The 23,540-nt window shown below is 75.2% G+C and carries 9 protein-coding genes; 4 read left to right on the forward strand and 5 right to left on the reverse strand.

Annotated elements, in window-relative coordinates:
• Window positions 1-60: 60 nt before the first annotated feature.
• The 4 genes from AB0412_RS24080 to AB0412_RS24095 all read right to left on the reverse strand — a co-directional run bounded on the left by AB0412_RS24080 (window position 61) and on the right by AB0412_RS24095 (window position 18,266).
• A complete protein-coding gene (locus AB0412_RS24080; RefSeq protein ID WP_366404666.1) occupies window positions 61-13,914 on the reverse strand; it encodes an SDR family NAD(P)-dependent oxidoreductase in 13,854 nt (4,617 codons plus the stop codon).
• A 185-nt stretch (window positions 13,915-14,099) separates the two neighbouring features.
• Window positions 14,100-15,842: a fatty acyl-AMP ligase gene (locus AB0412_RS24085; protein WP_366404641.1), complete on the reverse strand. Its 1,743-nt coding sequence runs from the start codon at window positions 15,840-15,842 to the stop codon at window positions 14,100-14,102.
• A 359-nt stretch (window positions 15,843-16,201) separates the two neighbouring features.
• Entirely contained in the window at window positions 16,202-16,438 is a 237-nt protein-coding gene (locus AB0412_RS24090; RefSeq protein WP_359791977.1) for a hypothetical protein, read from the reverse strand.
• Between the two features lie 316 nt (window positions 16,439-16,754).
• Complete coding sequence (locus tag AB0412_RS24095) at window positions 16,755-18,266, reverse strand: helix-turn-helix domain-containing protein (RefSeq protein ID WP_366404667.1); 1,512 nt, start codon at window positions 18,264-18,266, stop codon at window positions 16,755-16,757.
• A 330-nt stretch (window positions 18,267-18,596) separates the two neighbouring features.
• On the opposite strand from AB0412_RS24095, the gene AB0412_RS24100 reads away from it, so the two are divergent.
• Complete coding sequence (locus AB0412_RS24100) at window positions 18,597-19,217, forward strand: L-threonylcarbamoyladenylate synthase (RefSeq protein ID WP_366404642.1); 621 nt, start codon at window positions 18,597-18,599, stop codon at window positions 19,215-19,217.
• 69 nt (window positions 19,218-19,286) lie between these two features.
• Entirely contained in the window at window positions 19,287-20,792 is a 1,506-nt protein-coding gene (locus AB0412_RS24105) for a metallophosphoesterase (protein WP_366404643.1), read from the forward strand.
• A gap of 24 nt (window positions 20,793-20,816) precedes the next feature.
• On the opposite strand, the gene AB0412_RS24110 is transcribed toward AB0412_RS24105, so the two are convergent.
• Window positions 20,817-21,794 carry a TauD/TfdA family dioxygenase gene (locus AB0412_RS24110; protein ID WP_366404644.1) on the reverse strand — a complete coding sequence of 326 codons (978 nt, stop codon included), beginning with the start codon at window positions 21,792-21,794 and terminating at the stop codon, window positions 20,817-20,819.
• 181 nt (window positions 21,795-21,975) lie between these two features.
• Here AB0412_RS24110 and AB0412_RS24115 point away from each other — a divergent pair, with 181 nt between their 5' ends.
• The gene (locus tag AB0412_RS24115; protein ID WP_366404645.1) at window positions 21,976-22,806 is read left to right on the forward strand and encodes an aldo/keto reductase; all 831 of its coding nucleotides are present in this window, start codon (window positions 21,976-21,978) and stop codon (window positions 22,804-22,806) included.
• An 82-nt stretch (window positions 22,807-22,888) separates the two neighbouring features.
• The gene (locus tag AB0412_RS24120) at window positions 22,889-23,530 is read left to right on the forward strand and encodes a DNA polymerase ligase N-terminal domain-containing protein (RefSeq protein ID WP_366404646.1); all 642 of its coding nucleotides are present in this window, start codon (window positions 22,889-22,891) and stop codon (window positions 23,528-23,530) included.
• Window positions 23,531-23,540 lie beyond the last annotated feature (10 nt).

Here is a 23,540-nt window from a genome sequence, read left to right on the forward strand (position 1 = left end):
CTTCGCCGCCGTGACTGCCTTCACTGGTCCGTGTTCCTTTCCGTTCCGCCGCAGCGGGGCCTACTGCTGCCGCCAGGACCGGAACGCCCGCAGGTGTTCCGGTGTGACGACGGCTTCCAGGCGGTCGTCGTTCTCGTCTCCCCCGCCGAGCGCGGCCAGCAGCCGCCGCGCCGGTGCGTTGCGCGGGGTGCGCTCCGCCGTGAGCCGGACCTTGGTGCAGCCGAGTTCCTCCGCCCGTGCCGCCGTCCACTGCAGCAGCCGCTCCTCGACTCCTCGGCCGAGCGCCCGGCAGCTCATCGACCAGGCGAGGACGTCGAGCAGGTCGCCCTCGGCCCGTACGGCGATGAGGCCGATCTGCCCGTAGTCGCCGAACCGGTCCCGCGCCGCAGCCGTCCACACCTCGCCGCTCTCGCGCCAGCGCGCCAGGTCACCGCCGTCCGACGAGCGCGCCCGGAGGGTGAACTGGTTGGTCCGGCGGACGAGTTGCTCGCCTCGCCGCACATCGGCCTCCGCCAGCGGGCGGATGTCGACCTCCAGCTCGAGCCCGGCGAGGAACTCCTCGAAGCCGGCCTGCGCACGCGCCGCGTCCCGTTCGCGTTCCTGTTCGTAGAAGCGTGCCCGCAGCGCGTCCTCGGCGGTCGCCGCCGCCGGGACCAGCGGCCACAACCGGTCCAGGAAGCCGGGGAGTTCGCCGGCCGGCGGGCAGGTCACCGACAGCACCTGCGGGTGGGCCGCGCGCATCCGGGCGATCTCGGCGGGGTTGTCGTCCAGGAACACGAAACTGTCCAGACCGAGGCCAAGGGTGCGGGCGGCCTCGGAGAGCCGTGCCGGCTTGGGGCCCCAGGCGGCGGAGAGCACGCTGAAGTGCTCGGCCTTGAGCGTGCTGTCGGGGCGGTCGAGGACCGCGCGGACCACGTCCTCGTCGTTGTTGCTGACGAGGACGAGCAGGGCGCCCGCCTCCCGCCAGCGCAGCAGGCGGCGGGCCAGCAGGGCGCGCGGGCCGGTCAGGTCCACCGACGCCGGTCCTGTCTCCCCGGCGACGCCGCCCCACAGGGTCTCGTCGCCGTCGACCGCGATCACCTTGGGCGCGGGGCGGCGCACCGCGCGGACGGCCTCGGCGAGCGTCAGGGCCACGGCTGCCTGGAACGGTGCGGTGAACGGCAGATGGGCCAGCCGCTCGGTGCGTTCGTCGAAGATCTCCTCGACGCTGTGACGGCGGGTCCACGCGTCGGTGCCGAGGACGGCGATGCCGGGCTGCTCGGCCAGGTCGGCGGCCAGTTGCTGTTCCCAGGCGGTGTGGCGGTCGTCGGGGCGGGCGGTGGGCAGGATGCCGACGACGACCGGCTTGCCGGTCCGCTCGATGAGTGCGCGCAGCGCGGCGGAACAGGCGCCGCGCAGCTCGGCGAGCAGTTCGTCGTCCAGGGCGCCGAACCGTTCGAGATCGGCCCCGCGCAGCAGCACCACGCCCACCGCCGTCTCCGGGGCGGAGAAGACCCCGGAGGGGTCCTGGAGCGCGGCGAGCACCTGGTGGTACGGCGCCTCCGCGACGGTCGTCCCGCGCGTGGCCGGCTCCGCGTCGAGGGCCGCATGGCACATCAGCGGCAGGGTGCCGAGCGCGAAGGTGGCGGCGAGCGCCACCCGGGCAGGGGGAGCGGACGGGGTGCCCGCAGCCGTGCCCGCAGCGGTGCGGGCAGCCGTGCCGACGGCCGCCGCCGGATCCTCGGCCGTCTCCTCCAGCAGACGCAGGTAGTCCTCCGCAAGGGCGCGCGTCGCCGCCGCGTCGAGGATGTCGAGGTTGTGGTCCAGCCGGATCCGGCCCGCGTCGGGGGTCATGGTGATCATCAGGTCGAGGTCGGAGTAGCCCGTCCCGGCCGGCAGCACCTCCAGGGAGTCCAGGCGGCCGGCGGCGGAGCGGACGTAGTTGAAGTAGACCTCCACCAGAGGGGCGTTCGGCCGGTGCAGGCCCTGACGGGACAGGGTCGGCAGCACGTCGGAGAACATCGCGCCCTTGGCGAGGATCCGGCGCAGGCGCACGTCGGTGCGGTGCAGCACCTCCCCGACCCGTTCTCCGGGCCGGGCCTCGGCCGGGAACGGCACCGGCACCCCGAAGAACCCGAGGGCGTCGTACGCGTCCGCGTGGATCCGGGTGTCCACGGGCACCGCGAGGACGAACCGCTCACGCTGCCGCTCGCGGGCCAGGAGCACGGTGAGGGCGCCGAGGCAGAACGCGGCCGGTGTGACGCCGAGGCGGCTCGCGGCGGCCGAGATCCGGGCGGTGAGCTCGTCCGGGACCGGCACGGTGACACTGCCCGCCCGGTAGGAGCGTTCGGCCGGGCGCTCATGACTCAGCGTCAGGTCGAGACGTGCGGCTCCCTCGAAGGCCGCGCGCCATTCCGCGTCGGCGGCCGGTCCGTCCGCGCCGCCGCTGTCCTGGGACTGGACGAGCAGGGCGACGTCCCGGTTGGTGGTGTGGCCGCCGAGGGGCCTGCCGGACAGCTCGGTGTCGATCTCCCCCGCCACCAGCAGCAGGGACTGCAGATCGCTCACCGCGTGGTGAGCGCCGAGGACGAGGGTCTGCCCGTGCTCGCCGCCGTCCAGCAGCTCGAACCGCCACAGGGACGGCCGCGCCAGGTCGAACGGCGGTTCCAGCAGCGCACGCAGGCGGCTCGCCGCGTCGAGGTCCGTGCCGTCGGCGACGGGGGTCCAGCGCAGCACCGGTTCCGGTGTCTCGCGGTCCACGCGCAGCAGCCGTCCGCCGTCGGCACCGGTGACGATGCCGGTGCGCAGCGCCGCGTGGCGTGCGGTCAGCCGGGCGAGGATGCCGGTGAGCGCGTCGCGGGTGGTCGGGGCGGTGAGCCGCAGCGCGAGGCCGATGGCGTGGGCGGCGGCGGGCATGCCGGGCCCGGCGCTGCGCAGCAGTCGCACCACGTCCCGGGTCGCGGGCAGCAGCTCGGTGGCGGGCACCTCGCCGGTGGCCGCCGGCTGTTCCTCGGGGGCCACCGCCTGCTCAGGCAGCGCGGTGGCCAGCATGCGGGCGAGACCCCGGGTGTCGGCGGCCGAGAACACCTCGGCGGCCGGGAGGTCGACGCCGAGTTCGCGGGCGAAGTCGTTGCGCAGCCGCACCAGCATCAGGGAGTCCAGGCCGAGTTCCTTCAGGGCCGTCGACGCGGTCACGTCCGCCACGCCTCCGGAGACGGCCGTGATCCGCGCCCGTACGTATGCCTCCAGCCAGATGGCGCGGTCCTCCTCGGTGGCCGCCGCGAACACCTTGCGCACGAGTTCGTCCGCGTCCGGGTCGCCGGCCGGTGCGCCGATGAGGTCGCCGAGGACCGGGCGCGTGCGGGCGAGGTCGGGCGCGAGGGCCAGCATCTCCCAGTCGAGGGCGATCGGGGCGAGCCGGCGCCGGGAGTCGCCCAGCACGCGCGTGAAGAGTGCGCCGCCGTCCTCGGGGGTGAAGGGGACGAGTCCCGACCGGCCGGTCTCGGCGGCGCGGGTGCCCGAGGCGGCGACCATGCCGACGCCGGTCCAGGCGCCCCAGTCCAGGCTCAGCGCACGCCGGTCGAGGTGGTGGGCCCAGGCGTCGAGGAAGGCGTTGGCCGCGCAGTACGGGGCTTGTCCGGCGGAGCCGAGCAGGCCGGCCGCCGAGGCGAACAGCACCAGGTTGCCGGCCTCGGGGACCAGTTCGGTGAGCAGGGCGGTGCCGAGGACCTTCGGCGCGAGGACGCGCAGGACGCGCTCGTCGGTCAGGTTCGCCACGGTGGCGTCGTCGAGGACACCGGCCGCGTGCACGACGGTGGCGATGGCCCCGGCCTCCTCGCGCACGGCGTCCAGGGCGGCCGTGAGGGCGGCGCGGTCGGCGACGTCGGCGCGGGCCAGGTGCACGGTGACGCCGCGCTGCTCCAGGCCGGCGATCCAGGCGGCGGCGTCCGGGCCGGGCGTGCCGCGGCTCAGCAGGGCCAGCCGCCGCGCCCCGAGCCGGACCAGGCGTTCGGCGACGACCCGGCCCAGGCCGCCGAGACCGCCGGTGATCAGGTGGACGCCGTCGGGGCTGACGGTGCCGTCGGCGCCGTCGTCGGGGCGGGTGCGGGCCAGGCGGGGCACCAGGCGGCCCGTCTCGCGCAGCGCGACGAGCCGTTCGTCGTCGGCGTGCCGCAGCTGGGTCCACAGCGCGTCGGTCCCGCCGGTGTCGGGCAGGTCGACGAGGGTGGTGGACAGCTCCGGGTGCTCCTGCGCGACGGCCAGGCCGAAGCCCCAGGCGAGCGCCTGCTGCGGACGGGCGACCCGCGGGTGGTCGCCGGCGGCCTGGCTGGCGCGGACGACGACGAACAGGCGCGGCGCCGGACCGCGGCCGGTGAGGGACCGCACCAGGTGCAGGGTGCTCAGGCAGCACAGGCGGGCCGCCCGGCCGGCGCTCAGGTCGTCCGTGACCGGCGGGGCGTCGAGCGCGGTCAGCTGGACCACCCGCTCGGGCGGGCCGTCCGGGAACGCCTCGTCGAGCAACCGGGTCAGCTGGTGTTCGTCGGTCAGGTCGAGGACGTAGCGGCCGGGCCCGTCCGGGGCGAACGTCTCCCCGTCCCGTGCCACGACGTGCGGGGTCGACGCCCCGAGGCGCGCGGCGAGTTCGTCGGCCACGCCCGTGGTGTCGGCCAGGATCAGCCAGCGGCCGTCGGTCGCGGGTTCCCGGGCGTCGGGGCGGGGCTGCCAGCGGGTCTCGAAGAGCGCGCCGTCCAGCGGCGAGAGCGCGGCCAGCCGGAACTCCCGCGCCTCCAGGACGAGTTGTTCGTCGTCGTCCCACAGGCGCAGGTCGAGCGTGGCGGTGTCGCCGTCCACGGACCGCAGCGCGCAGGTGACCCACGCGGGTGCGGTGCGCCGCCCGGTGAACCGCAGCCGTCCGACCCCGGCGGGCACGAACGCCCGGCCCTCGGGCGCGTCACCGGGCAGACCGGCGCTGTGGAAGGCCGCGTCGAGGACGGCGGGGTGCAGCAGGTGTCCCTCGGCGGACCGGTCGGCCAGCCGGGCGAGGGCGGTGGAGGCGTCGCGCAGGCCGTCGGTCAGGCCGCGGAAGGCCGGGCCGTACTCGATGCCGAGGGTGCCGAGCCGCGCGTAGAGGGCGGGCGGATCCGCCTGTTCGGTGCAGCGTGCGCGCAGGACCGACGGCGGCTCGGCCGTGCCGGTGTCACCGGACGCGCCGGTGAGGACGCGGCCGGTGACATGCCGCTCCCAGCGGGCGCCGGGCGCGGCGGCCGCCACGGTGAACTCCCGGACGCCGTCCTGGGCGGGCCGCAGCACCAGCTGGAGCCGTACGGGCCGCTCCTCCTCCAGACGCAGGGGCCGCAGGAAGTCGACGTCGGCCAGGCGCACCTCGGCTGACTGCTCGACGGTCGCGGCGGCCTCCAGGGCCATGCCGAGGAAGGCGGAGCCCGGCAGCCACACCTCACCGGTGACACGGTGGTCCGTCAGATAGGCGAAGCGGCGGTCGCGCAGGTCGATCTCGCTCTGGAACAGGTGCCGACCGGGTGTGTCACTGGCCTCGACGTGGGTGCCGAGCAGCGGGGAGCCGCCGGAGGCGGTGGCCGGGGCGGGCGCGAGCCAGTGCCGGGATCGGGCGAAGGCGTACGTCGGCAGGGCGACGCGGTGGCCGGCCGGGACAAGTGCTTCCAGGTCCGGGGTGTGGCCGGCCGCGTACAGCTCGCCGGCCCTGCGCAGCAGTACGTGCCGGCCGTCCTGCTGCCGGCGCAGTGAGCCGACGGCGGCCGCGTCGGATCCTGCGTCGGCGGCGACCGCCTCGATGGAGGCCGTGAGGGACGGGTGCGGGCTGAGCTCGACGAAGTGGCGGTAGCCGTCGTCGAGCAGGCGGCGGATCGTGTCGGCGAAGCGGACGGGCCGGCTGAGGTTGGCGAACCAGTAGGCGGGGTCGAGGCGTTCGCCCGGCACGGGTTCGGCCAGCACGCTGGAGTACAGCGGGGTGCGCGGTTCGACGGGCCGCACCCCGCCGAACCTCTCCAGGAGTTCGTCCCGCAGGGGTTCCATCAGCGGGGTGTGCGAAGCGAACGGCGTCGACAGCCGCCGTACGGTGACGCCGCGTTCCTCCAGGCGGGCGCGCAGCTCGGCCAGGGCGCCCGAGTCGCCGGAGACGGCCGTGGATCCGGGACTGTTGACCGCGGCGACGAACAGCCGGCCGGTGTACGGCGCGAGGAGTTCCTCGACGTCCGCCCGCGGCAGTTCCACGGCGGCCATCCCACCGCGCCCGACCAGCGGCACGACCGCGTGGGCGCGGCCGGTGACCACGGTCACGGCGTCGTCGAGTCCGAGCGCGCCCGCGCTGTACGCGGCCGCGATCTCGCCGAGGCTGTGCCCGACCACCGCGCCGGGGGTGACGCCGAGCGCCCGCCAGGCGGCGGCGAGCGAGGCGTTGACGGCGAACAGCACGGGCTGCAGGTACTCGGTGCGGTCCAGCGGGGAGAACTCCTCCGGGGCGCGCAGCGCGTCGAGCACCGACCAGCCGGCGTGCCGCCGTACGGCCTCGTCGATCCGGGTGAGCTCCTCACGGAACGCCTCCGACTGCGCCATCAGTTCCAGGCCCATGCCCGGCCACTGCCCGCCGTGCCCGGCGAACACGAAGGCGACCTTGCCGTCCTGTTCCCGTCGTGCCGGCGGCACCGGCATGCGGCCGCTCGCCAACGCCTCCAGCTGCGCGAGGAGTTCGTCCCGGTCGTGGGCGACGAGTCCGGCGCGCCGCTCGAAGTGGCTGCGGTGCCGGGCCAGGGTGTGGGCGACGTCCGGCAGGGACACGTCGTCGGTCAGGTGCCGGGCGAGGCGTGCGGCCTGCCCGCGCAGGGCCGGCTCGCTGCGCGCGGACAGCAGGAACAGTCCGGCGGCCGGGCGCTCGTCGCCGTCCCGGGTCGGCGAGGCCATCCGCGCGGCCGGGACCTCCTCCACGATCACGTGTGCGTTGGTGCCGCTGATCCCGAACGCGCTCACTCCGGCCCGCCGCACCCGCTCTCCGGACGGCCAGGCCACCGGCTCGCGCAGCAGGTGCAGTCCGCTGTCCGCCCAGTCGACGTGCCGGCTGGGCGTGCCGGCGTGCAGGGTGGCCGGCAGGGTCTCGTGGCGGAGCGACTCGACGACCTTGATCAGCCCGGCGATGCCCGAGGCGGCCTGCACATGCCCGATGTTGGACTTCAGGGACCCGAGATACAGCGGCCGGTCGTCGGGGCGGGTGGCGCCGAAGACCTGCGTCAGCGCGTTCGCCTCGATGGGGTCGCCGAGGGTGGTGCCGGTGCCGTGGGCCTCCACGTAGTCGATGTCGGCGGGCGTGAGCCCGGACTGCGTGAGTGCCCGCCGGATCACGTGTTCCTGCGCGGGCCCGTTGGGCGCGGACAGGCCCTGGCTGCGGCCGTCCTGGTTGACGGCGGTGCCGCGCAGCACGGCCAGCACCTCGTCGCCGTCGCGCCGCGCGTCGGCGAGCCGCTTCAGTACGACCATGCCGGCGCCCTCGGCCCAGACGGCACCGTCGGCGTCGTCGGAGAAGGAGCGGCAGCGGCCGGTCGGGGACAGCCCGCGCAGCCGGCTGAACTCGACGAACGTCTGCGGGGTCACCATCAGTGTCACCCCGCCGGCGAGGGCCAGGTCGCACTCGCCGGAACGCAGCGCCTGGACGGCGAGGTGGGTGGCGACGAGCGACGACGAGCAGGCGGTGTCCACGGTCATCGCGGGACCGTGCAGGCCGAGCGTGTAGGCCAGCCGGCCGGAGGCGACGCTCAGTGCCGAGCCGGTGCCGACGTACCCGTCGAGCTGGTCGAGGCGGGAGCCCGCCAGATAGTCGCTGCCGAACATGCCGACGTACACGCCGGTGGTGCTGCCCGCGAGTCCGCCCGGTACGATCCCGGCCCGCTCCAGCGCCTCCCAGGCGGTCTCCAGGAGCAGCCGCTGCTGCGGGTCCATGGCCGCCGCCTCCTTGGGGGTGATCCCGAAGAAGCCCGCGTCGAAGGACTCGATGTCGTCGAGGAAGCCGCCCTCGCGGGTGTAGGAGGTGCCGGGGGTGTCGGGGTCGGGGTCGTAGAGCGCCTCCACGTCCCAGCGTCCGGCCGGGAACGGGCCGACCGCGTCGCGTTCCTCGGCGAGCAGCCGCCACAGCGCCTCCGGGTCGTCGGCGCCGCCGGGCAGCCGGCAGGCCATGGCCACCAGGGCGATCGGCTCGTCGGCGGTGGCCGCGGTGGTGCCGGACGGGACCGGCCGGGCCGCCGGGCGGGCCGCGGCACGGCCGGCCGCGAGCACCGTGCCGAGCAGGTGGGCCGTGAGCCGGGCGGGCGTGGGGTGGTCGAACAGCAGCGTCGCGGGGAGCCGGGCGTCGATGCGGGCGCCGATGCGGTTGCGGAGTTCGACGGCCGTCACGGAGTCCATGCCGAGCTCGCGCAGCGGCTGTTCGGGGCGTACGGCGTCCGGGGTGCGCAGACCGAGGGCGCGGGCGGCCTCCTCGCGGACCAGGGCGAGGACGCGGGCGGCGCGTTCGTCCTCGGGCAGCCGGGCCAGGCGGTCGGCGAGCCGGTCGCCGCCGCCGGGTGCGGTGCGGGGCGCGGCGGGCAGCAGGGTGCGCCAGAGCGCCGGTGTGCCGCCGGGCGCGGAGGTGAGGGCCGCGCGCAGGCGGGGCAGGTCCAGGGACCAGGCGACCAGGTGCGGGCCGGGCCGGCGCAGGGCCAGCTCGACGAGGTCCCGGGCCTGTTCGGGGGTGAGGGCCCGGTGGCCCAGGCGGGCCATGCGGTCCAGGTCGGCGTGCCCGGCGGCCAGCCCCTCGCCCGCCCAGGCGCCGAAGGAGACGGACTGGGCGGTGAGGCCCCGGGCCCTGCGGTGGTGGGCGAGTTGGTCGAGGAAGACGTTCGCCGCGGCGTAGTTCGCCTGGCCGGCGTTGCCGGCGACACCGGCGGCGGAGGAGACCAGCAGGAACAGGTCGAGGGGCAGGTGGGCGGTGAGGCGGTGCAGATGCGCGGCGCCGTCGGCCTTGGGGCGCAGCACCTGGCCGAGGCGTTCGGGGGTCAGGTCGGTGACGAGCCCGTCGGCGAGGACGCCGGCGCAGTGCACGACGCCCCGCAGGGGTGCCTCGTCCGGGATCCCGGCGAGCACGTCGGCGAGCGCGTCCGCGTCGGCGACGTCGCAGGCCGCGACGTCCACCTCGGCGCCGAGGGCGGTGAGTTCGGCGGTGATCTCGTCGCGGCGGGGGTCGGCGGGCCCCTGACGGGAGGTCAGCAGCAGGCGCGGTGTGCCGTGTTCGGCGAGCAGCCGGGCCAGGGTGCGGCCGACCGCGCCGAGCCCGCCGGTGATCAGCACGGTGCCGTCGGTGGGGATCCGCCGGCCGGCGGCCTCCGTCGCCCCGGCCTCGTCCGCGAAGCGGGCCCGGACGAGACGCGGAGCGAGCAGCGCGCCCCGCCGGACGGCGAGTTCGGGCTCCTGCGGATGTGCGGCGGCGGTGAGGAGGGCGGGCGTCACGTCCTCGGCGTCGTCGAGGTCGAGGTCGAGCAGGGTGAGACCGAGCCCGGGGTGTTCGGCGCGGGCGCTGCGGGCGAGGCCCCACAGCACCGACTGGGCGAGACCCTGGACGTCGTCGCCCGCACCGGCCCCGACCGCTTGGCGGGTCACCCACAGGATCCGCGACGGTGTCTCCTCGGGCGGAAGGGCGATGAGGTCGCGCAGCTCGGCGAGGGCCGTGGCGGCCTGCTCGGCCGTCCCGGCCCACGGGTCGGTGCGCGGCCAGAGCCGTACGACCACGTCGGGGTGCGCGTCCGGAGCGGCGAGGGCTGCACCGGCCGCTTCGAGCTCCCGCGCGAGGCCGCCCGCGACGGGGTCGTCGCCGAGCACCCGCCAGGTGCCCTGCGCGTCCGGCTCCGCCCGGACGGGTGTCCACGTCACCTCGTACAGATGCCGGGCGTTCTCCGAGGAACCGTCCAGATCGGCGCGCTCGGCGGCGCGCAGGCGTACGCCCTCCAGACGGCCGACGGGGATGCCGTCGGTGTCCCACAGGCCGACGTCGAGGGTGACGTCCGTGTCCGACGCGCCGGTGCGCCGCACGCGGACGGTCAGTTCGGTGGCACCGCCGGGCGTAAGGACGCAGCGGCCCACCGCGACCGGCAGCATCACCCGGGTGCCGTCGGGGTCGAGCGCGGCCGTCACGTGCAGTGCGGCGTCCAGCAGCGCGGGGTGGACCGGGTAGGGGTCGGTGGTGTCGCGCGCCGACGGGGGCAGGGACAGCCGGGCCAGCAGAGCGCCCTCGCCGGTGCGGACGGCCTGCCGTACGCCCCGGAACGCGGGGCCGTAGCCGAGGCCGAGGCCGGCCAGCCGGTCGTAGGTGTCCTCGCTCCAGGCGGGGTCCGCCGCGTCCGGCCAGGCCGGTGGTGCCTCCCCCGTCGTCGCGGCGGCGGCGTCGGCGGTGGCGGTGGCGTGCAGGGTCCAGCCCGTGGCCTCCTGGCCGCGCGGGCGGCTGTGCACGGTGATCTCCGGCGCCGGGCCGGAGGTCACCACCTCGACGGACACCTCGACCGTGCCGGAGGCCGGCAGGGCGAGCGGGGCGGTGAGGAGCAGGTCGGTGACGTCGGACGGGGTGTCCGGGCGGGCCACGGCGAGGGCGGCGCGGCACAGCTCCGCCACCGTCGTCCCGGAGACCACGGTGCGGCCGAACACCGCGTGGTCCGGGAGCCATGCTGCGGTGGCGGCGGACCATTCACCGCGGAAGGTCCAGCGCGTCTCGTCCGCCGACTGCAACTGGACGCCGAGCAAAGGGTGTGCGGCGCGGTCGAAGAGGCCGGGAGCCGTGCCGGTGCCGACGGCCTCGGACCAGTGGCGCTCCTCGTCCCACGCGTACGTCGGCAGATCGGCCGGGGTGGTCCCGGCGACCCGCCGGCGCCAGTCCACGGGCCGTCCGTGGACGTGCAGTTCGGCGGTGGCCCGGTCGAGACAGGCCGGGCCGTCCTCGTCGCGGCGCAGCGAGCCCACGGCGACGAGATCCTCGGTGCCGGTGTCCTCGGCGACCGTGCGCAGCGCGGTGAGCAGGGACGGGTGGGGGCTCAGTTCGACGAACCAGCGGTACCCGTCGGCGATCATCCGCTCGACGGTCGGCCCGAACCGCACGGGTTCGCGCAGGTTGGTGTACCAGTAGCCGGCGTCCAGTTCCTCCGTGACGGGTGCGCCGGTGACGGTGGAGTACCAGGCGACGGACGCCGGGATCGCGGTGACGCCGTCGAGCTCGTCGAGGATGTCGGCGCGGACCGCTTCGACACCGGCGCTGTGGGAGGCGTAGTCGACGTCGAGGCGGCGGGCGAAGACCTGCTCGCGGTCGAGGCCGGCGAGCAGCGCCTCGACGCCTTCCGCCTCGCCCGCGACGACGGTGGAGCGGCCGCTGTTGACGGCGGCGACCGACACCCGGTCCTCACCGAGTCCGGCGAGGCGGGTCTCCAGCTCGGTGTGCGGCAGGGCGACGACCGCCATGGCGCCGGTGCCGGACAGGGCGGTCAGCGCCTGGCTGCGCAGGGCGACCACGGCCGCCGCGTCGTTGAGGCTGAGGGCGCCCGCGACGCAGGCCGCGGCGACCTCGCCCTGGCTGTGCCCGATCACGGCGTCCGGCCTGATGCCGCGGGCCCGCCAGGCGGCGGCCAGGGACACCATCACGGCGAACAGCACCGGCTGGACGACGTCCACGCGGTCCAGGGAGGGCGCGCCCGCGTCGCCGCGCAGGACGGCCGCCGCCGACCAGGTGGTGAACGGGCGCAGGGCGGCGTCGCAGCGGTCGAGTTCGTCGGCGAACACGGGGTCGTGCGCGAGGAGGTCGCGGGCCATGCCCGCCCACTGGGATCCCTGGCCGGGGAGGACGAAGGCCAGCTTGCCGTGCGGACGGGCGTGGGCCGGGCCGACGACCAGGCCGGGGTCGGGTTCTCCGGCGGCGAGTCCGCGCAGCGCCGTGAGCAGGGCGTCGCGGTCCTCGGCGGGGATCACGGCCCGGTGCTCGAAGTGGGTGCGGTGGTGGGCCAGGGTCGCCGCCACCCCGGGCAGGGGCAGGCCGGGCCGCGCCGTGAGGGCGCGCTGGAGGCGGTCGGCCTGCTGCCGGAGCGCGGGGACGGTGCGGGCGGAGAGGGGGAACAGGTGCCGTCCGCCGGGGTCGGGAGCGGGCGTGGTGTCCGGCTCGCGGGGTGCTTCCTCCAGGACGACATGGGCGTTCGTGCCGCTGATGCCGAAGGCGCTGACCCCGGCGCGGCGGACCCGGCCCTCCCCTCGCGGCCACGGCCGCGCGTCGTCCACGACACGCAGGCCGCCCGCGGCCCAGTCGACGTGCTCGGTCGGGGTGTCCGCGTGCAGGGACGCGGGGAGTGTCTCGTGCCGCAGGGCGAGAACGGTCTTGATGACGCCCGCGACGCCCGCGGCGGCCTGGGTGTGGCCGAGGTTGGACTTCAGCGACCCGATGGCCAGGGGGCGTTCGGCCGGGCGGCCGGGGCCGAAGACGCGGGCCAGCGCCCGGCCCTCGATCGGGTCGCCGAGCCGGGTGCCGGTGCCGTGGGCCTCGATGTAGTCGATGTCGTGCGGGGTGAGCCCGGCGGCGTCGAGGGCGGCGCGCACCACGCGTTCCTGCGCGGGACCGTTGGGGGCGCTGAGGCCCTGGCTGCGGCCGTCCTGGTTGATCGCCGAGCCCTTGACGACGGCGAGGACCCGGTCGCCGTCGCGCTGTGCGTCCGCCAGTCGCTTGAGGAGCACCAGGCCGCAGCCCTCGGCCCACACCACTCCGTCGGCGTCCGCCGAGAAGGGGCTGCACCGGCCGCTGGGCGACAGTGCGCGCAGCCGGCTGAACTCCACGTGCCCGCGCGGGGTGACCAGCAGCGTGGCGCCGCCCGCGAGCGCCAGGTCGCACTCGCCGTCGGCCAGCGCCCGTGCCGCGAGGTGCAGGGCGACCAGGGACGAGGAGCAGGCGGTGTCCACCGTCACCGCCGGTCCCTCGAGCCCGAGGGAGTAGGCGATGCGCCCGGAGGCGACGCTGGACGCCGAGCCGGTGCCGACGTGCCCGTCGAGCCGGTCCAGCCCGGCGGAGGCGAGATAGCCGCTGTCGTAGAGGCCGACGTAGACGCCGGTGGCGGTGCCGCTGAGCGTGCCGGGGACGATCCCGGCGCGCTCGACGGTCTCCCAGGCGGTCCGGAGCAGCAGCCGCTGCTGGGGGTCCATGGCGTCGGCCTCGCGGGGCGAGATGCCGAAGAAGGCCGCGTCGAACCGGTCGATGCCGGTGAGGAATCCGCCGCGCAGGCTGTACGCCGTGCCGGTCGCCTCCGGGTCGGGGTCGTACAGGCCCTGGGTGTGCCAGCGGCCTGCGGGCACCTCGGTGACGGCGTCCCGTCCGTCGGCCAGCAGCCGCCACAGCGCCTCCGGGTCGTCGGCTCCTCCCGGAAGACGGCAGGCCATGGAGACGATGGCGATGTCGTCGCCGGGGTGGGCGGCTGCCGCGGACACCGGCCCGGCATCCGGCGCCGGTCCGCAAGCGCCCGCGGGACCCGGCCCGGCGCCCGGCGCGGGGACGGCCCGCCGCGTCTGTCCCGCGCCGGCCGCCCGGCCGGCGGCCCGCCCGCCCGGCGCACGAACGGTGCCGTCGGTGCTGTCGGTGCCGTCGGTGCCGTCGTGCAGGATCGCCGTCGCGAGGGCCGTGATCGTCGGGTGGTCGAAGACCGCGGCGGCGTCCGGGGAGCGGCCGGTGCGCGCGGCGAGTTCGGCGGACAGGGTGACCAACTGCCGTGATCCCAGGCCGAATTCCGCGAGGGGACGGTCGGGGTCGACGCTCAGCGGATCGATTCCGGTGGCCCCGGCGACGGCCGACACCAGCCAGGCCCGCAGCTCGTCCACGGTCGTCGGGGGCGTGTCGTCGGTCTGCTTCGGGGGCTCGGGCGCGGGCATCTCTGACACGGGTGGTCCTCGTGAACTCGGGCGCTGGGCAGGGCTGGTGCGGAGGCGGGCGTACGAAGGGCGGGCGTACGAAGGGCGGGCTCACGGCGGACCGGAAACGGCGCGCCGGGTGCGCGGTGACCTACGGGCCGCCGGCCGGCCGGCGTCCGGCAGGCCGGCCGTCGGCGCGCGGGGGGTCATCCGGCGGTGGGAGCGCCGAGCGTGGAGAGGGTGCCGTCGAGGTACGCGGACCGGCAGGCGCGGCGCTGGATCTTGCCGCTGGAGGTCTTGGGGATCGTGCCCGGAAGGACGAGCACCACATCGCGGACGGCGAGTTGGTGGGCGTCGCCGAGCGCGCCGCGGATCACCTCGGTGATCTTCTCGGCCTCGGCGGCGGCCTCCGGGGCGGCCTCGGCGACGAGGACGGCCTGTTCGCCGCCGGACCCGTCCGCGCCGGTGTCCACGGCGAAGGCGGCGGTGCAGCCGGGCCGCAGCGCCGGGTGGGCCATCTCGGCGGAGAGTTCGAGGTCCTGCGGGTAGTGGTTGCGGCCGTCGACGACGATGAGGTCCTTCAGCCGTCCGGTGACGAACAGTTCGCCGTCGCGCAGGAACCCGAGGTCGCCGGTGCGCAGGAAGCGGCCCTCGCGGCCGGTGACCCGGGCGCGGAAGGTCTCACGGGTGGCGACGGCGTTGCGCCAGTAGCCCCTGGCGACGCTGGCGCCGGCGACGCGGATCTCGCCGACCTCTCCGTCGGGCAGTTCCTCGTGGGTCTCGGGGTCGGCGATCACCACGGTCAGTCCGGGGCCGGGCCGGCCGGTGCCGACCGCCGCCGCGTCCGCCTCGCCCGCGTGCGGCCCGTCGTCGGCGGCGGACAGGAGCGTGGGCGGGGCGTCGATCGAGCCGCCGGTGACCATCAGGGTGGCCTCGGCCAGCCCGTAGCAGGGGTAGAGGGCCGCGCGGCGGAAGCCCGCCGGGGCGAAGGTGTCGGCGAAGCAGCGCAGGGTGGCGGCCCGTACGGGTTCGGCGCCGTTGAAGGCGACCTTCCAGGCGCCGAGGTCGAGCCGGTCGAGGAAGGCGGGTGTGGCGTGTTTCAGGGACAGTTCGTAGGCGAAGTTGGGGGCCCCGCTGGTGTGCGGGCGGTAGCGGGTCACGGCGTCGAGCCAGCGCTGCGGCTGCTGGAGGAAGTGCAGCGGGGAGAACAGGGTGCTGGTGCCGCCGAGGTAGACGGTGTTGAGGACGGGTCCGATGAGGCCCATGTCGTGGTACACGGGCAGCCAGCTGACGAACAGTTCGCCCGCGTGGGCGGCGAGGGCGTCCGGGGTGTGGCCCATCCGCTCGGTGATGATCCGCTGGTTGTCGAGCAGGTTGCCGTGGGTGACCATCACGCCGCGCGGCGCGGAGGTGGAGCCGGAGGTGTACTGGAGGAAGGCGACGGTGTCGGCGTCGGGTTCGGGTGCCTGCCAGCCGGCGGACAGCTCGCCGGGGATGTCCTCGGTGGCGACGCGGGTGACGTCGGCCAGTTCGGGCAGGTGGGGTGCCATGGTGTCGAGCGCGCCGATCACCTCGCGTCCACCGAGGATCACCTTGGTGTCGGCGTCGGCCATCAGGCGCTTCATCCGGGTCAGGGCGCGGTGGTTCTGTGTGCGTCCCTGCGGCGGCACTCCGGGGACCGCGACGACCCCGGCGGCGAGACAGCCGAGGTAGCCGGATATGAACTCCAGGCCGGGCGGGTACAGCAGCATGGCGCGCGAGCCGGCCAGTCCGCGGTCCTGCAGCCAGGCGGCGACCGCTCGGGTGCGGTCGGCCAGGCGGCCGTAGGTGATGTCGTGGATCTCGGAGGTCTCGCCCGTGCAGTCGCCGGTGGCGAGGAAGCGGTAGGCGGTCCGGTCAGGGTGCTCGGTGGCGTGCGCGATCAGTAGGTCGACCAGGGAACGGGCCATAGGAGGAGACTCACCTGTTCTTGCGTCAGTGCGAGGAACCGGAGTGCGAGGGCCGCGCCTTGGGAACGCGCGAGACTGTGGCCGGCCTGGCCCCCTTGCCAGACCGCTGCCGCTGGACACCGCGGGGAGCGCTGATGCGGTCAACACCGGCCCCCCGAACCCCCGTTCAGCTTGCTACCGGCGAGTAGCACGATAGCAAGTCCGCCCGCCCGGCAGACCGGGCGGGTGTGAACTCCGCGTAACCACCTGTGTGGAACGCGTATGCGACCGTAGCAGAACCGTCCACCGCGGTCCGCCGCGCACGACAAAGGCCCGGCCGTCGTCCAGGTGACGACGGCCGGGCCTCGACAGCGGTGCGTTCAGCCGCCGTTGAGCCGTGCGCGCAGAAGTCCCTTGCCCAGTTCGGCGCCCTTGCGGCTGTCCGCCTGGGCCTTGCGGAACAGGTCCGCGACCTCGGTGTCCTTGGCGCGCTCGGCGTCCTGGATGTAGCTCTCCAGGCGCAGCGCGTTGCTCAGGCACGCCTCGACGTACCAGATCAGGTTGTAGTCCTTGTCCTGCGTGCCCGTCACGCCGCCGGTCTCCGTGTCGCTGGTCATTCGGGCCTCCTTCTCGCGGCTCGCTCGGTTCCGGGTCCGCCGGCCCCGAACCGCCTGGGCGGGGGGCGGACCTCCACAGCGCCGCTCGGGTACCCGTCCTCGGCGGGGACACACAGCACGACGGCACGGGAGCGCGACCGGTCCCCCGTTCCGGTCGTGCTCCCGCGGCAGGAAGAAACTATGCGGGCGCGGAGGGTCTGGGTACCGCACTCGTGCCCGCCGCGGCGGCCGGAGGACTCACCTGTGCACAACCGAGTCCGGAAAGTACCGGTCGGCCCCGCTTCGCGCAGGTGGTCCCTCACCAAGGAATGGTCATTCACGCAGGTGAGGATGCCTGCGCCGGGGCGGCGAACACCGGCTGCCGCAGGTCCCCGGCCGCGAGCAGCGCCACGACCACCTCGTACAGGTCGGTCCCGGCGGCCAGCAGCTGGCGCTCCAGGACCGGCTCGGCGCTGCGCACATGCTCGCGGACGGTCTGGGCGTGGACACCCAGGCTCTGCGCGGCGCGTTCGGCGTTGCCGCCCGAGGCGATCCAGGCGCGCAGGGTGCGGCGCAGGTTCCGGGCGTCCTCGTCGAGCGGGCCCAGCAGTTGCTGGGCCCAGGCGCGGACGGCCGGGCCGGCCAGCAGCTCGGCGAGGCCGGGCGGGGCCGTGCCGGGGTCGGCGACCGCCTGCCCGTCCTGGAGGTTGATCTGGGTGTGCAGCGCCAGATGGGCCACGGCGCGTGCGGTGACGTCGGTGAAGTCGGTGCCCAGCATGGTCTCGACGCGTTCCATCCGGGCACGCACGGTGTTGCGGCTCACGCCGAGGATCTTGGCCGTGTTGACCGCCGTGAACTCCAGGCCGAGGCGGGTGGTGGCGAGGAGTTCGGCGCGGGTGTGGTGGGGCAGGGCGTCGAGCGGGCGCAGCACCCGCGCCGTCCAGCCGCGCAGGGCCGCCGGGTCCATCAGCCGCTCGGGATGCGTGCGCTCGGCGTACACGGCCGTCCGGTCCGGCCGGAAGCGCGCCACGGCCAGGGCACTGACGGCCTGCCCGTAGGCGGTGGCGGTGCGCGCGAGGCTCTGCCGGGCGCTGCCGCCGAGAAAGGTGTCCGGATGCCGTACGACCAGCGACCGGAGATCGCCGGCGGTGGTCTCGCGGGGGCTGACGACGATCACATGGCCGTCCATGGCCGGGCACCGCACCACCAGTGCCTCCTCGGCCGTGGCGTCCAGGCACTCCTCGGCGAGGCGGTCCCGGTGGGCCGGGGTCGACTCGACCACGTAGACGCAGGCCGAGTCGGCGTCGAGCAGTCCGGGCCACAGTCCCGCGGCGACCCGGCGGGCCGCGACGGTGTCCTCGACCATCAGCAGCTGGAGGATCGCGAGCCGGAGGTCGGCGGTGGCGCGGCGCAGCAGATGCCCGGCCGTGGTGGTCTCGCGGGCGGTCAGCAGCAGCTCCAGCACCTGGGCGGTGTACGTGACGACATCGGCGGCGTGCCGGTCGAACGGGGTCCGCCGGGAGACGGCCAGCACCCAGGCCTGCGAAGGGTGCTCGACCCGCACCAGCCGCAGATGGCGCCCCTCTTCCTCCCAGGCGGCGGAGGCGATCCGGCCGGAGGTGAGGTCGGCGACGAGATCCTCGTCGAGCTGGAGCCGGGTGCCCGCGACGAGGGCTCCCCCGGCGTCCTGGAGGGCGACGGTGGCGTGCGCGGTCCGGCCGAGCCAGTCGGCGATCCTGCGGACGTCGCGGCCGGCCGGGCGCAGGTGCTCGAGCAGCTCCCGCGCCCACGTCGGGGCCTCCCCGGCCGCCGGCTGTGTGTCCCGGACTCCGTCCCTGCGGCCTGCCACCTCGGCCTTCCCCTCGCTCTCGGCGCCGTTTCGGTCCAGGTCGGGCACGTTACCTCACCCGTGCGCCCGGCTCATCCCTTGTGCCCGGCTCGTCCCGGACACCCCACGGCGGAACGGGTCGCGGCCCGCCTCGGCACGGGACGCCGCCCGCACGGGGCGCCGCCCGCACCCGCACGGCCCGCTCTCGACACGGGACGGCCCGCTCTCGACACGGAACGGACCGCACCGGCACGGGACGGACCTCACCCGGCACGGGACGGACCTCACCCGGCACCGGGGCACGGCCGGGCCTCGGGGGACGCACCGGCGCGGGCGGCATAAGCTCGGTGAATGGCGAAGTACTTCGATGTGCACCCCGACAACCCGCAGCCGCGCACCATCTCCCAGGTCGCCGACAGCATCCGCGCCGACGCACTGATCGCGTACCCCACGGACTCCTGCTACGCGCTGGGCTGCCGCCTGGGCAGCCGTGACGGCATCGACCGGATCCGCACCATCCGCAAGCTGGACGACCGGCACCACTTCACGCTGGTGTGCCGGGACTTCGCCCAGCTCGGCCAGTTCGTGCGGATCGACAACGACGTGTTCCGCGCGGTGAAGGCGTCGACCCCGGGCAGCTACACGTTCATCCTGCCCGCGACGAAGGAGGTGCCGCGCATGCTCCAGCACCCGAAGAAGAAGACGGTGGGCGTGCGCATCCCCGACCATGTCGTCACCCAGGCGCTGCTGGCGGAGCTCGGCGAGCCCCTGCTGTCCAGCACCCTGCTGCTGCCCGGCGAGGACGAGCCGATGACGCAGGGCTGGGAGATCAAGGACCGCCTCGACCACGTGGTGGACGCGGTGCTCGACTCCGGTGACTGCGGCACCGAGCCGACGACGGTCATCGACTTCTCCGGCGGCGAGGCGGAGATCGTACGGCAGGGCGCGGGCGACGTGTCGCGGTTCGAGTAGCGTCCCGGGGGCAGTTGAAGCTCGGCACACCCCTGCGCCCGTGCACCGCACCGTTGTTACGGTGCCCCGATGTCCAACTCCTCACGCGACACGGCCGAGGGCGCAGGCTGGGGCTCCGCAGAACGCGGCACGTACCGGCGGCTGATGCCCGGCGGGGCCGAGAAGGTGTCCTGGCTCGACCCGCGCATGTTGTGGGCCGCCCGCAACGGCGTCCTGGCCTCCTGGTTCGGGGACCCCACCGGCCGCACCCGCAGCCGCTGGACGGCGCAGCGGGAGGCGGCCGGCGCGCCCGCCGACAAGGTGATCCGGCGCGACGACCCGGACCGGTTCTCCTTCCTGGTCATCGGTGACACCGGCGAGGGCGGCGAGCCGCAGTACGCGGTGGTGCCGGGCCTGTTGAACGCGGGCCGGGACACCCGATTCGCCGTCCTGGCCAGCGATGTGATCTACCCGGTGGGCAGCGCCGGCGACTACGGCGAGAAGTTCTTCCGCCCGTACGCGGACTACCCCGCGCCGATCTACGCGATACCCGGCAACCACGACTGGTACGAGGACCTCCGCGGTTTCATGCGCGTCTTCTGCGACGACGCCCCGCCCCTGCCGCCTGAGCAGCCCCCGCGCCCCCTCACCCGCGCCTGGCTGCGCTCGCTGCTGTGGCACCGGCCGCGCCCGGACGACGGCCGCGGTCTCGCCGAGGCGCGGAAGCTGCGGGCGGCCCCCGCCCAGCAGGCCGTCCAGCCGGGCCCCTACTGGGCGATCGACGCGGGACCGGTACGGATCGTGGGCATCGACACGGGGCTGCTGGGGACCCTCGACGCCGAGCAGGGCGCCTGGCTGCGCGAGGTGTCCCGCGGTCCGCGCCCGAAGATCCTCGTCGCGGGCTCCCCGCTGTACGTGGACGGCAAGCACCACCCGTGCCCCGTCGAGGGCGGCGGCACCGTCGACGACGTCGTCCGCGACCCGGAGCATCACTACGTCGCGGCGATCGGCGGTGACATCCACAACTACCAGCGCTACCCGGTGCGGCTGCCGGACGGGCGCACGATCCAGTACGTGGTGGCGGGCGGCGGGGGCGCGTTCACGCACGCCACCCACACCATCCCCCGCGTCGCCGTCGCCGGTGTCACCGAGCGGGACTTCCGCTGCTACCCGCTGCGCGGCGACTCCCTCGCCTTCTACAGCGCCCTCTACGGCCGCCGGCTGCGGCTGCGCCGCTTCTTCACCCTCACCGAGGCGGAGGCGGCCGCCGTGGTCGCCGAGCGGCTCGGCATCGGACCGACCCGTCCCACGGACCCGGCGGCACGGGTCACCCGGCGGGTGCGGCTGGTCGCCGCGCTGCTCGGCACCGGCCGCCGGCCCGACCGGGCCAAGCGGATCCGGCTGCCCGTGCGCAAGATCTACACGCAGGTGTTCTCGCCGGGTTCGGCCACCTACAGCCCGCCGTTCTTCAAGTGCTTCCTGCGCCTGGACGTCGGCCCGGAGGAGATCCGGCTGCGCTGCCACGCGGCCACGGGCAACCGCGCGCAGGAAGTCGACCCGCCGGTCGAGGACGAGGTGACCATCCCGCTGGCCTGAACCCGGGGCGTGGTGGCCCGCCGCTCACCAGCGGCCCGGTGCGGTGCCGGTGAGCGGCGTGGACGGCCGCCCGTCGACGCCGACCGGGACGTCGCCGGCGAGCATCACCCGGTGCATGATCCGGGGATGGTCCAGGTGGGCGGTGTCGCTCGGGGCCAGGTGGATGGTGGCCCGGTTGTCCCAGAAGGCCACGCTGCCCGGCTCCCAGCGGAACCGCACGGTGTACTCGGGCCGGGTCGCCTGCTCCAGCAGCATCCGCAGGACGGCCTCGCTCTCCGGGCGGGACAGGCCGGTGATCTGCTCGACGTAGTAGCCGTTGACGAACAGGATCCGCTCCCCCGTCTCCGGGTGGACCCGCACCAGGGGGTGCTCGGAGGCGGTCTGGTGGTCCAGCAGATGCCGCACGTAGGCGTCGTCGCCGGGCCGTGGCTGATAGCCGACCCCCAGCCGGTGCTCGGCGCGCAGCCCGTCGGCGAACGCCCGGACCGGCGCGGACAGTCCGGCGTAGGCGGCGGCCAGATTCGACCAGGTGGTGTCGCCGCCGTAGGGCGGGACGGTCTCGGCGCGCAGGATCGTCGCGGCGGGCGGGTCGACGCGGGCGCCGTGGTCGCAGTGCCAGCCGCGCAGCAGGGTGTGCCGGCGGCGCCGCAGCCACTCGTCGTGCTCCATGCCGAACCGGCCGCCGAGCTCCAGCCGGTCGGCGGTCGTCTCGATCTCCGGGGCGCCGGGCGGGGAGGCCTTGCCGCGCCGCGGCAGAACGACCGGTTCGCCGAACCGGCGCGCCAGCGCCACGTGTCCGGCGTGGTCGAGGCGCTGTGCGCGGAAGAACACCACCTTCCAGCGCAGCACCGCCGCCCTGATCGCGGCGATCACCGCGTCGTCGAGGTCACCGGTGAGATCGACCCCGCCGATCTCGGCCCCGATGCACCCGGCGACGGGCCGTACGTCCAGCTCCGCGACCCGCTCGTCGTGATCCGGCACGCCACCCCTGTCGCTCGTCATCGGTCCCCGCTCCGTCGCTCGTGCGCACCGGCCCGGTGCGGGCCGGCTCTCGGAAGATCGTGACAGCCGTGCGGGCGCTTGGCGACAGGGCCTCGGCCGCGTGGGCTCCCTCCTCCGGTTGATCACGGCCCGTCGTGTCCCCGAGGCTGGGGGTACGACATCGCCGACGGGAGGTCCTTTCGTGATCAGCGTCCCCACCCGCACCCTGAACGACGGCACGACGATCCCCGCCCTGGGCCTGGGCACCTGGCCCCTGGACGACGACCAGGCGGAACGCGCGGTGACCGGCGCCCTGGAGATGGGGTACCGCCTCGTCGACACGGCGGCCAACTACCGCAACGAGACCGGCGTCGGCCGCGCCGTCGCCCGCGCCGGTGTCCCGCGCGAGGAGATCGTCGTCACGACGAAGCTCCCGGGCCGCCACCACGGCTACGACGAGACCCTCGCCTCGTTCGAGGAGTCCCGCACGCGGCTCGGCCTGGAGTACGTCGACCTGTATCTGATCCACTGGCCGCTCCCCCGCGTCGACAAGTACGTCGACTCCTGGAAAGCCATGATCAAGCTGCGGGAGGAGGGCCTCGTACGGTCCATCGGCGTCTCCAACTTCACCCCCGCCCACATCGAGCGGCTGGAGAAGGAGACGGGAGTGCTGCCCTCGGTCAACCAGATCGAGCTGCACCCCTTCTTCCCGCAGGACGAACTGCGCGCCTACCACGAGGAGAAGGGCGTCCTCACCGAGAGCTGGAGCCCGCTCGGCCGGGGCTCGACGCTGCTCGACGACCTGGCCGTGGCCGCCGTGGCGGAGGCGCACGGGGTGACACCCGCCCAGGCGGTGCTGCGCTGGCACGTCCAGCTCGGGGCGCTGCCGGTCCCCAAGTCGGCGGACCCCGAGCGGCAGCGCGCGAACCTGGACGTCTTCGGCTTCGAACTGGACGCCGCGCAGATGCGCACGATCACCGACCGGGCCCACCGGCGCCTCGGCGGGGACCCCGAGGTGCACGAGGAGTACTGACCGGGTACCCGGCCCGGCACCGGGCGGCACGGCGCGTGCAGCCGCATCAGGCTGTGTGGAGCCGCGGGAAGGGAGCAGGACCGTGGGCCGACAGGACGGACGAGGCGAGCGGGACGGACAGGACCGGCTGCGGGACTACCGCGGCAAGCGGGACTTCGCACGGACCGCCGAGCCCCGGGGCCGGAGCGCGTCGCCCGGCCCGGAGCCCCGGTTCGTCGTGCAGATCCACGACGCTCGCACGATGCACTTCGACTTCCGGCTCCAGGTCGACGACGTGCTGAGGTCCTGGTCCGTGCCGAAGGGGCCGCCCGCCGACCCGAAGGACAAGCGGCTCGCCGTGCCCACGGAGGATCATCCGCTGGAGTACGAGGAGTTCGAGGGGGTGATCCCGCACGGCGAGTACGGGGGCGGCACGGTGATCGTGTGGGACCACGGCACGTACGTGCCCCTCAGCCACGACCGCAGGGGCCGGCCGGTCGACTTCGCCGAGTCGCTGGAGCGCGGGCACGCCACGTTCCGGCTGAAGGGGTCGAAGCTGCGCGGCGAGTACGCCCTGACGCGGTTCCGCGGCGGCGGGGACGGCAGCGGTGAGGAGGCGTGGCTGCTGGTGCGGGCGTCCTCCGGCCGGTCCGGGGGCCGCGGGGCGCCCGATCCCCGGCGGGCCCGTTCGGCGCGGTCCGGCCGCACCCTCGCGCAGGTCGCCGCGGACGACGGCGGCACCTGAGAGCGGGCCG

This window comes from Streptomyces sp. NPDC052012 (assembly GCF_040689265.1).
Classification (GTDB): Bacteria; Actinomycetota; Actinomycetes; order Streptomycetales; family Streptomycetaceae; genus Streptomyces.

Bases quoted from the DNA above. Each gene is read 5' to 3' on its own strand.
- AB0412_RS24080 (WP_366404666.1), bottom strand. From the start codon at position 13,914: ATGCCCGCGCCCGAGCCCCCGAAGCAGACCGACGACACGCCCCCGACG.
- AB0412_RS24110 (WP_366404644.1), bottom strand. From the start codon at position 21,794: ATGACGAGCGACAGGGGTGGCGTGCCGGATCACGACGAGCGGGTCGCG.
- AB0412_RS24085 (WP_366404641.1), bottom strand. From the start codon at position 15,842: ATGGCCCGTTCCCTGGTCGACCTACTGATCGCGCACGCCACCGAGCAC.
- AB0412_RS24100 (WP_366404642.1), top strand. From the start codon at position 18,597: ATGGCGAAGTACTTCGATGTGCACCCCGACAACCCGCAGCCGCGCACC.
- AB0412_RS24105 (WP_366404643.1), top strand. From the start codon at position 19,287: ATGTCCAACTCCTCACGCGACACGGCCGAGGGCGCAGGCTGGGGCTCC.
- AB0412_RS24090 (WP_359791977.1), bottom strand. From the start codon at position 16,438: ATGACCAGCGACACGGAGACCGGCGGCGTGACGGGCACGCAGGACAAG.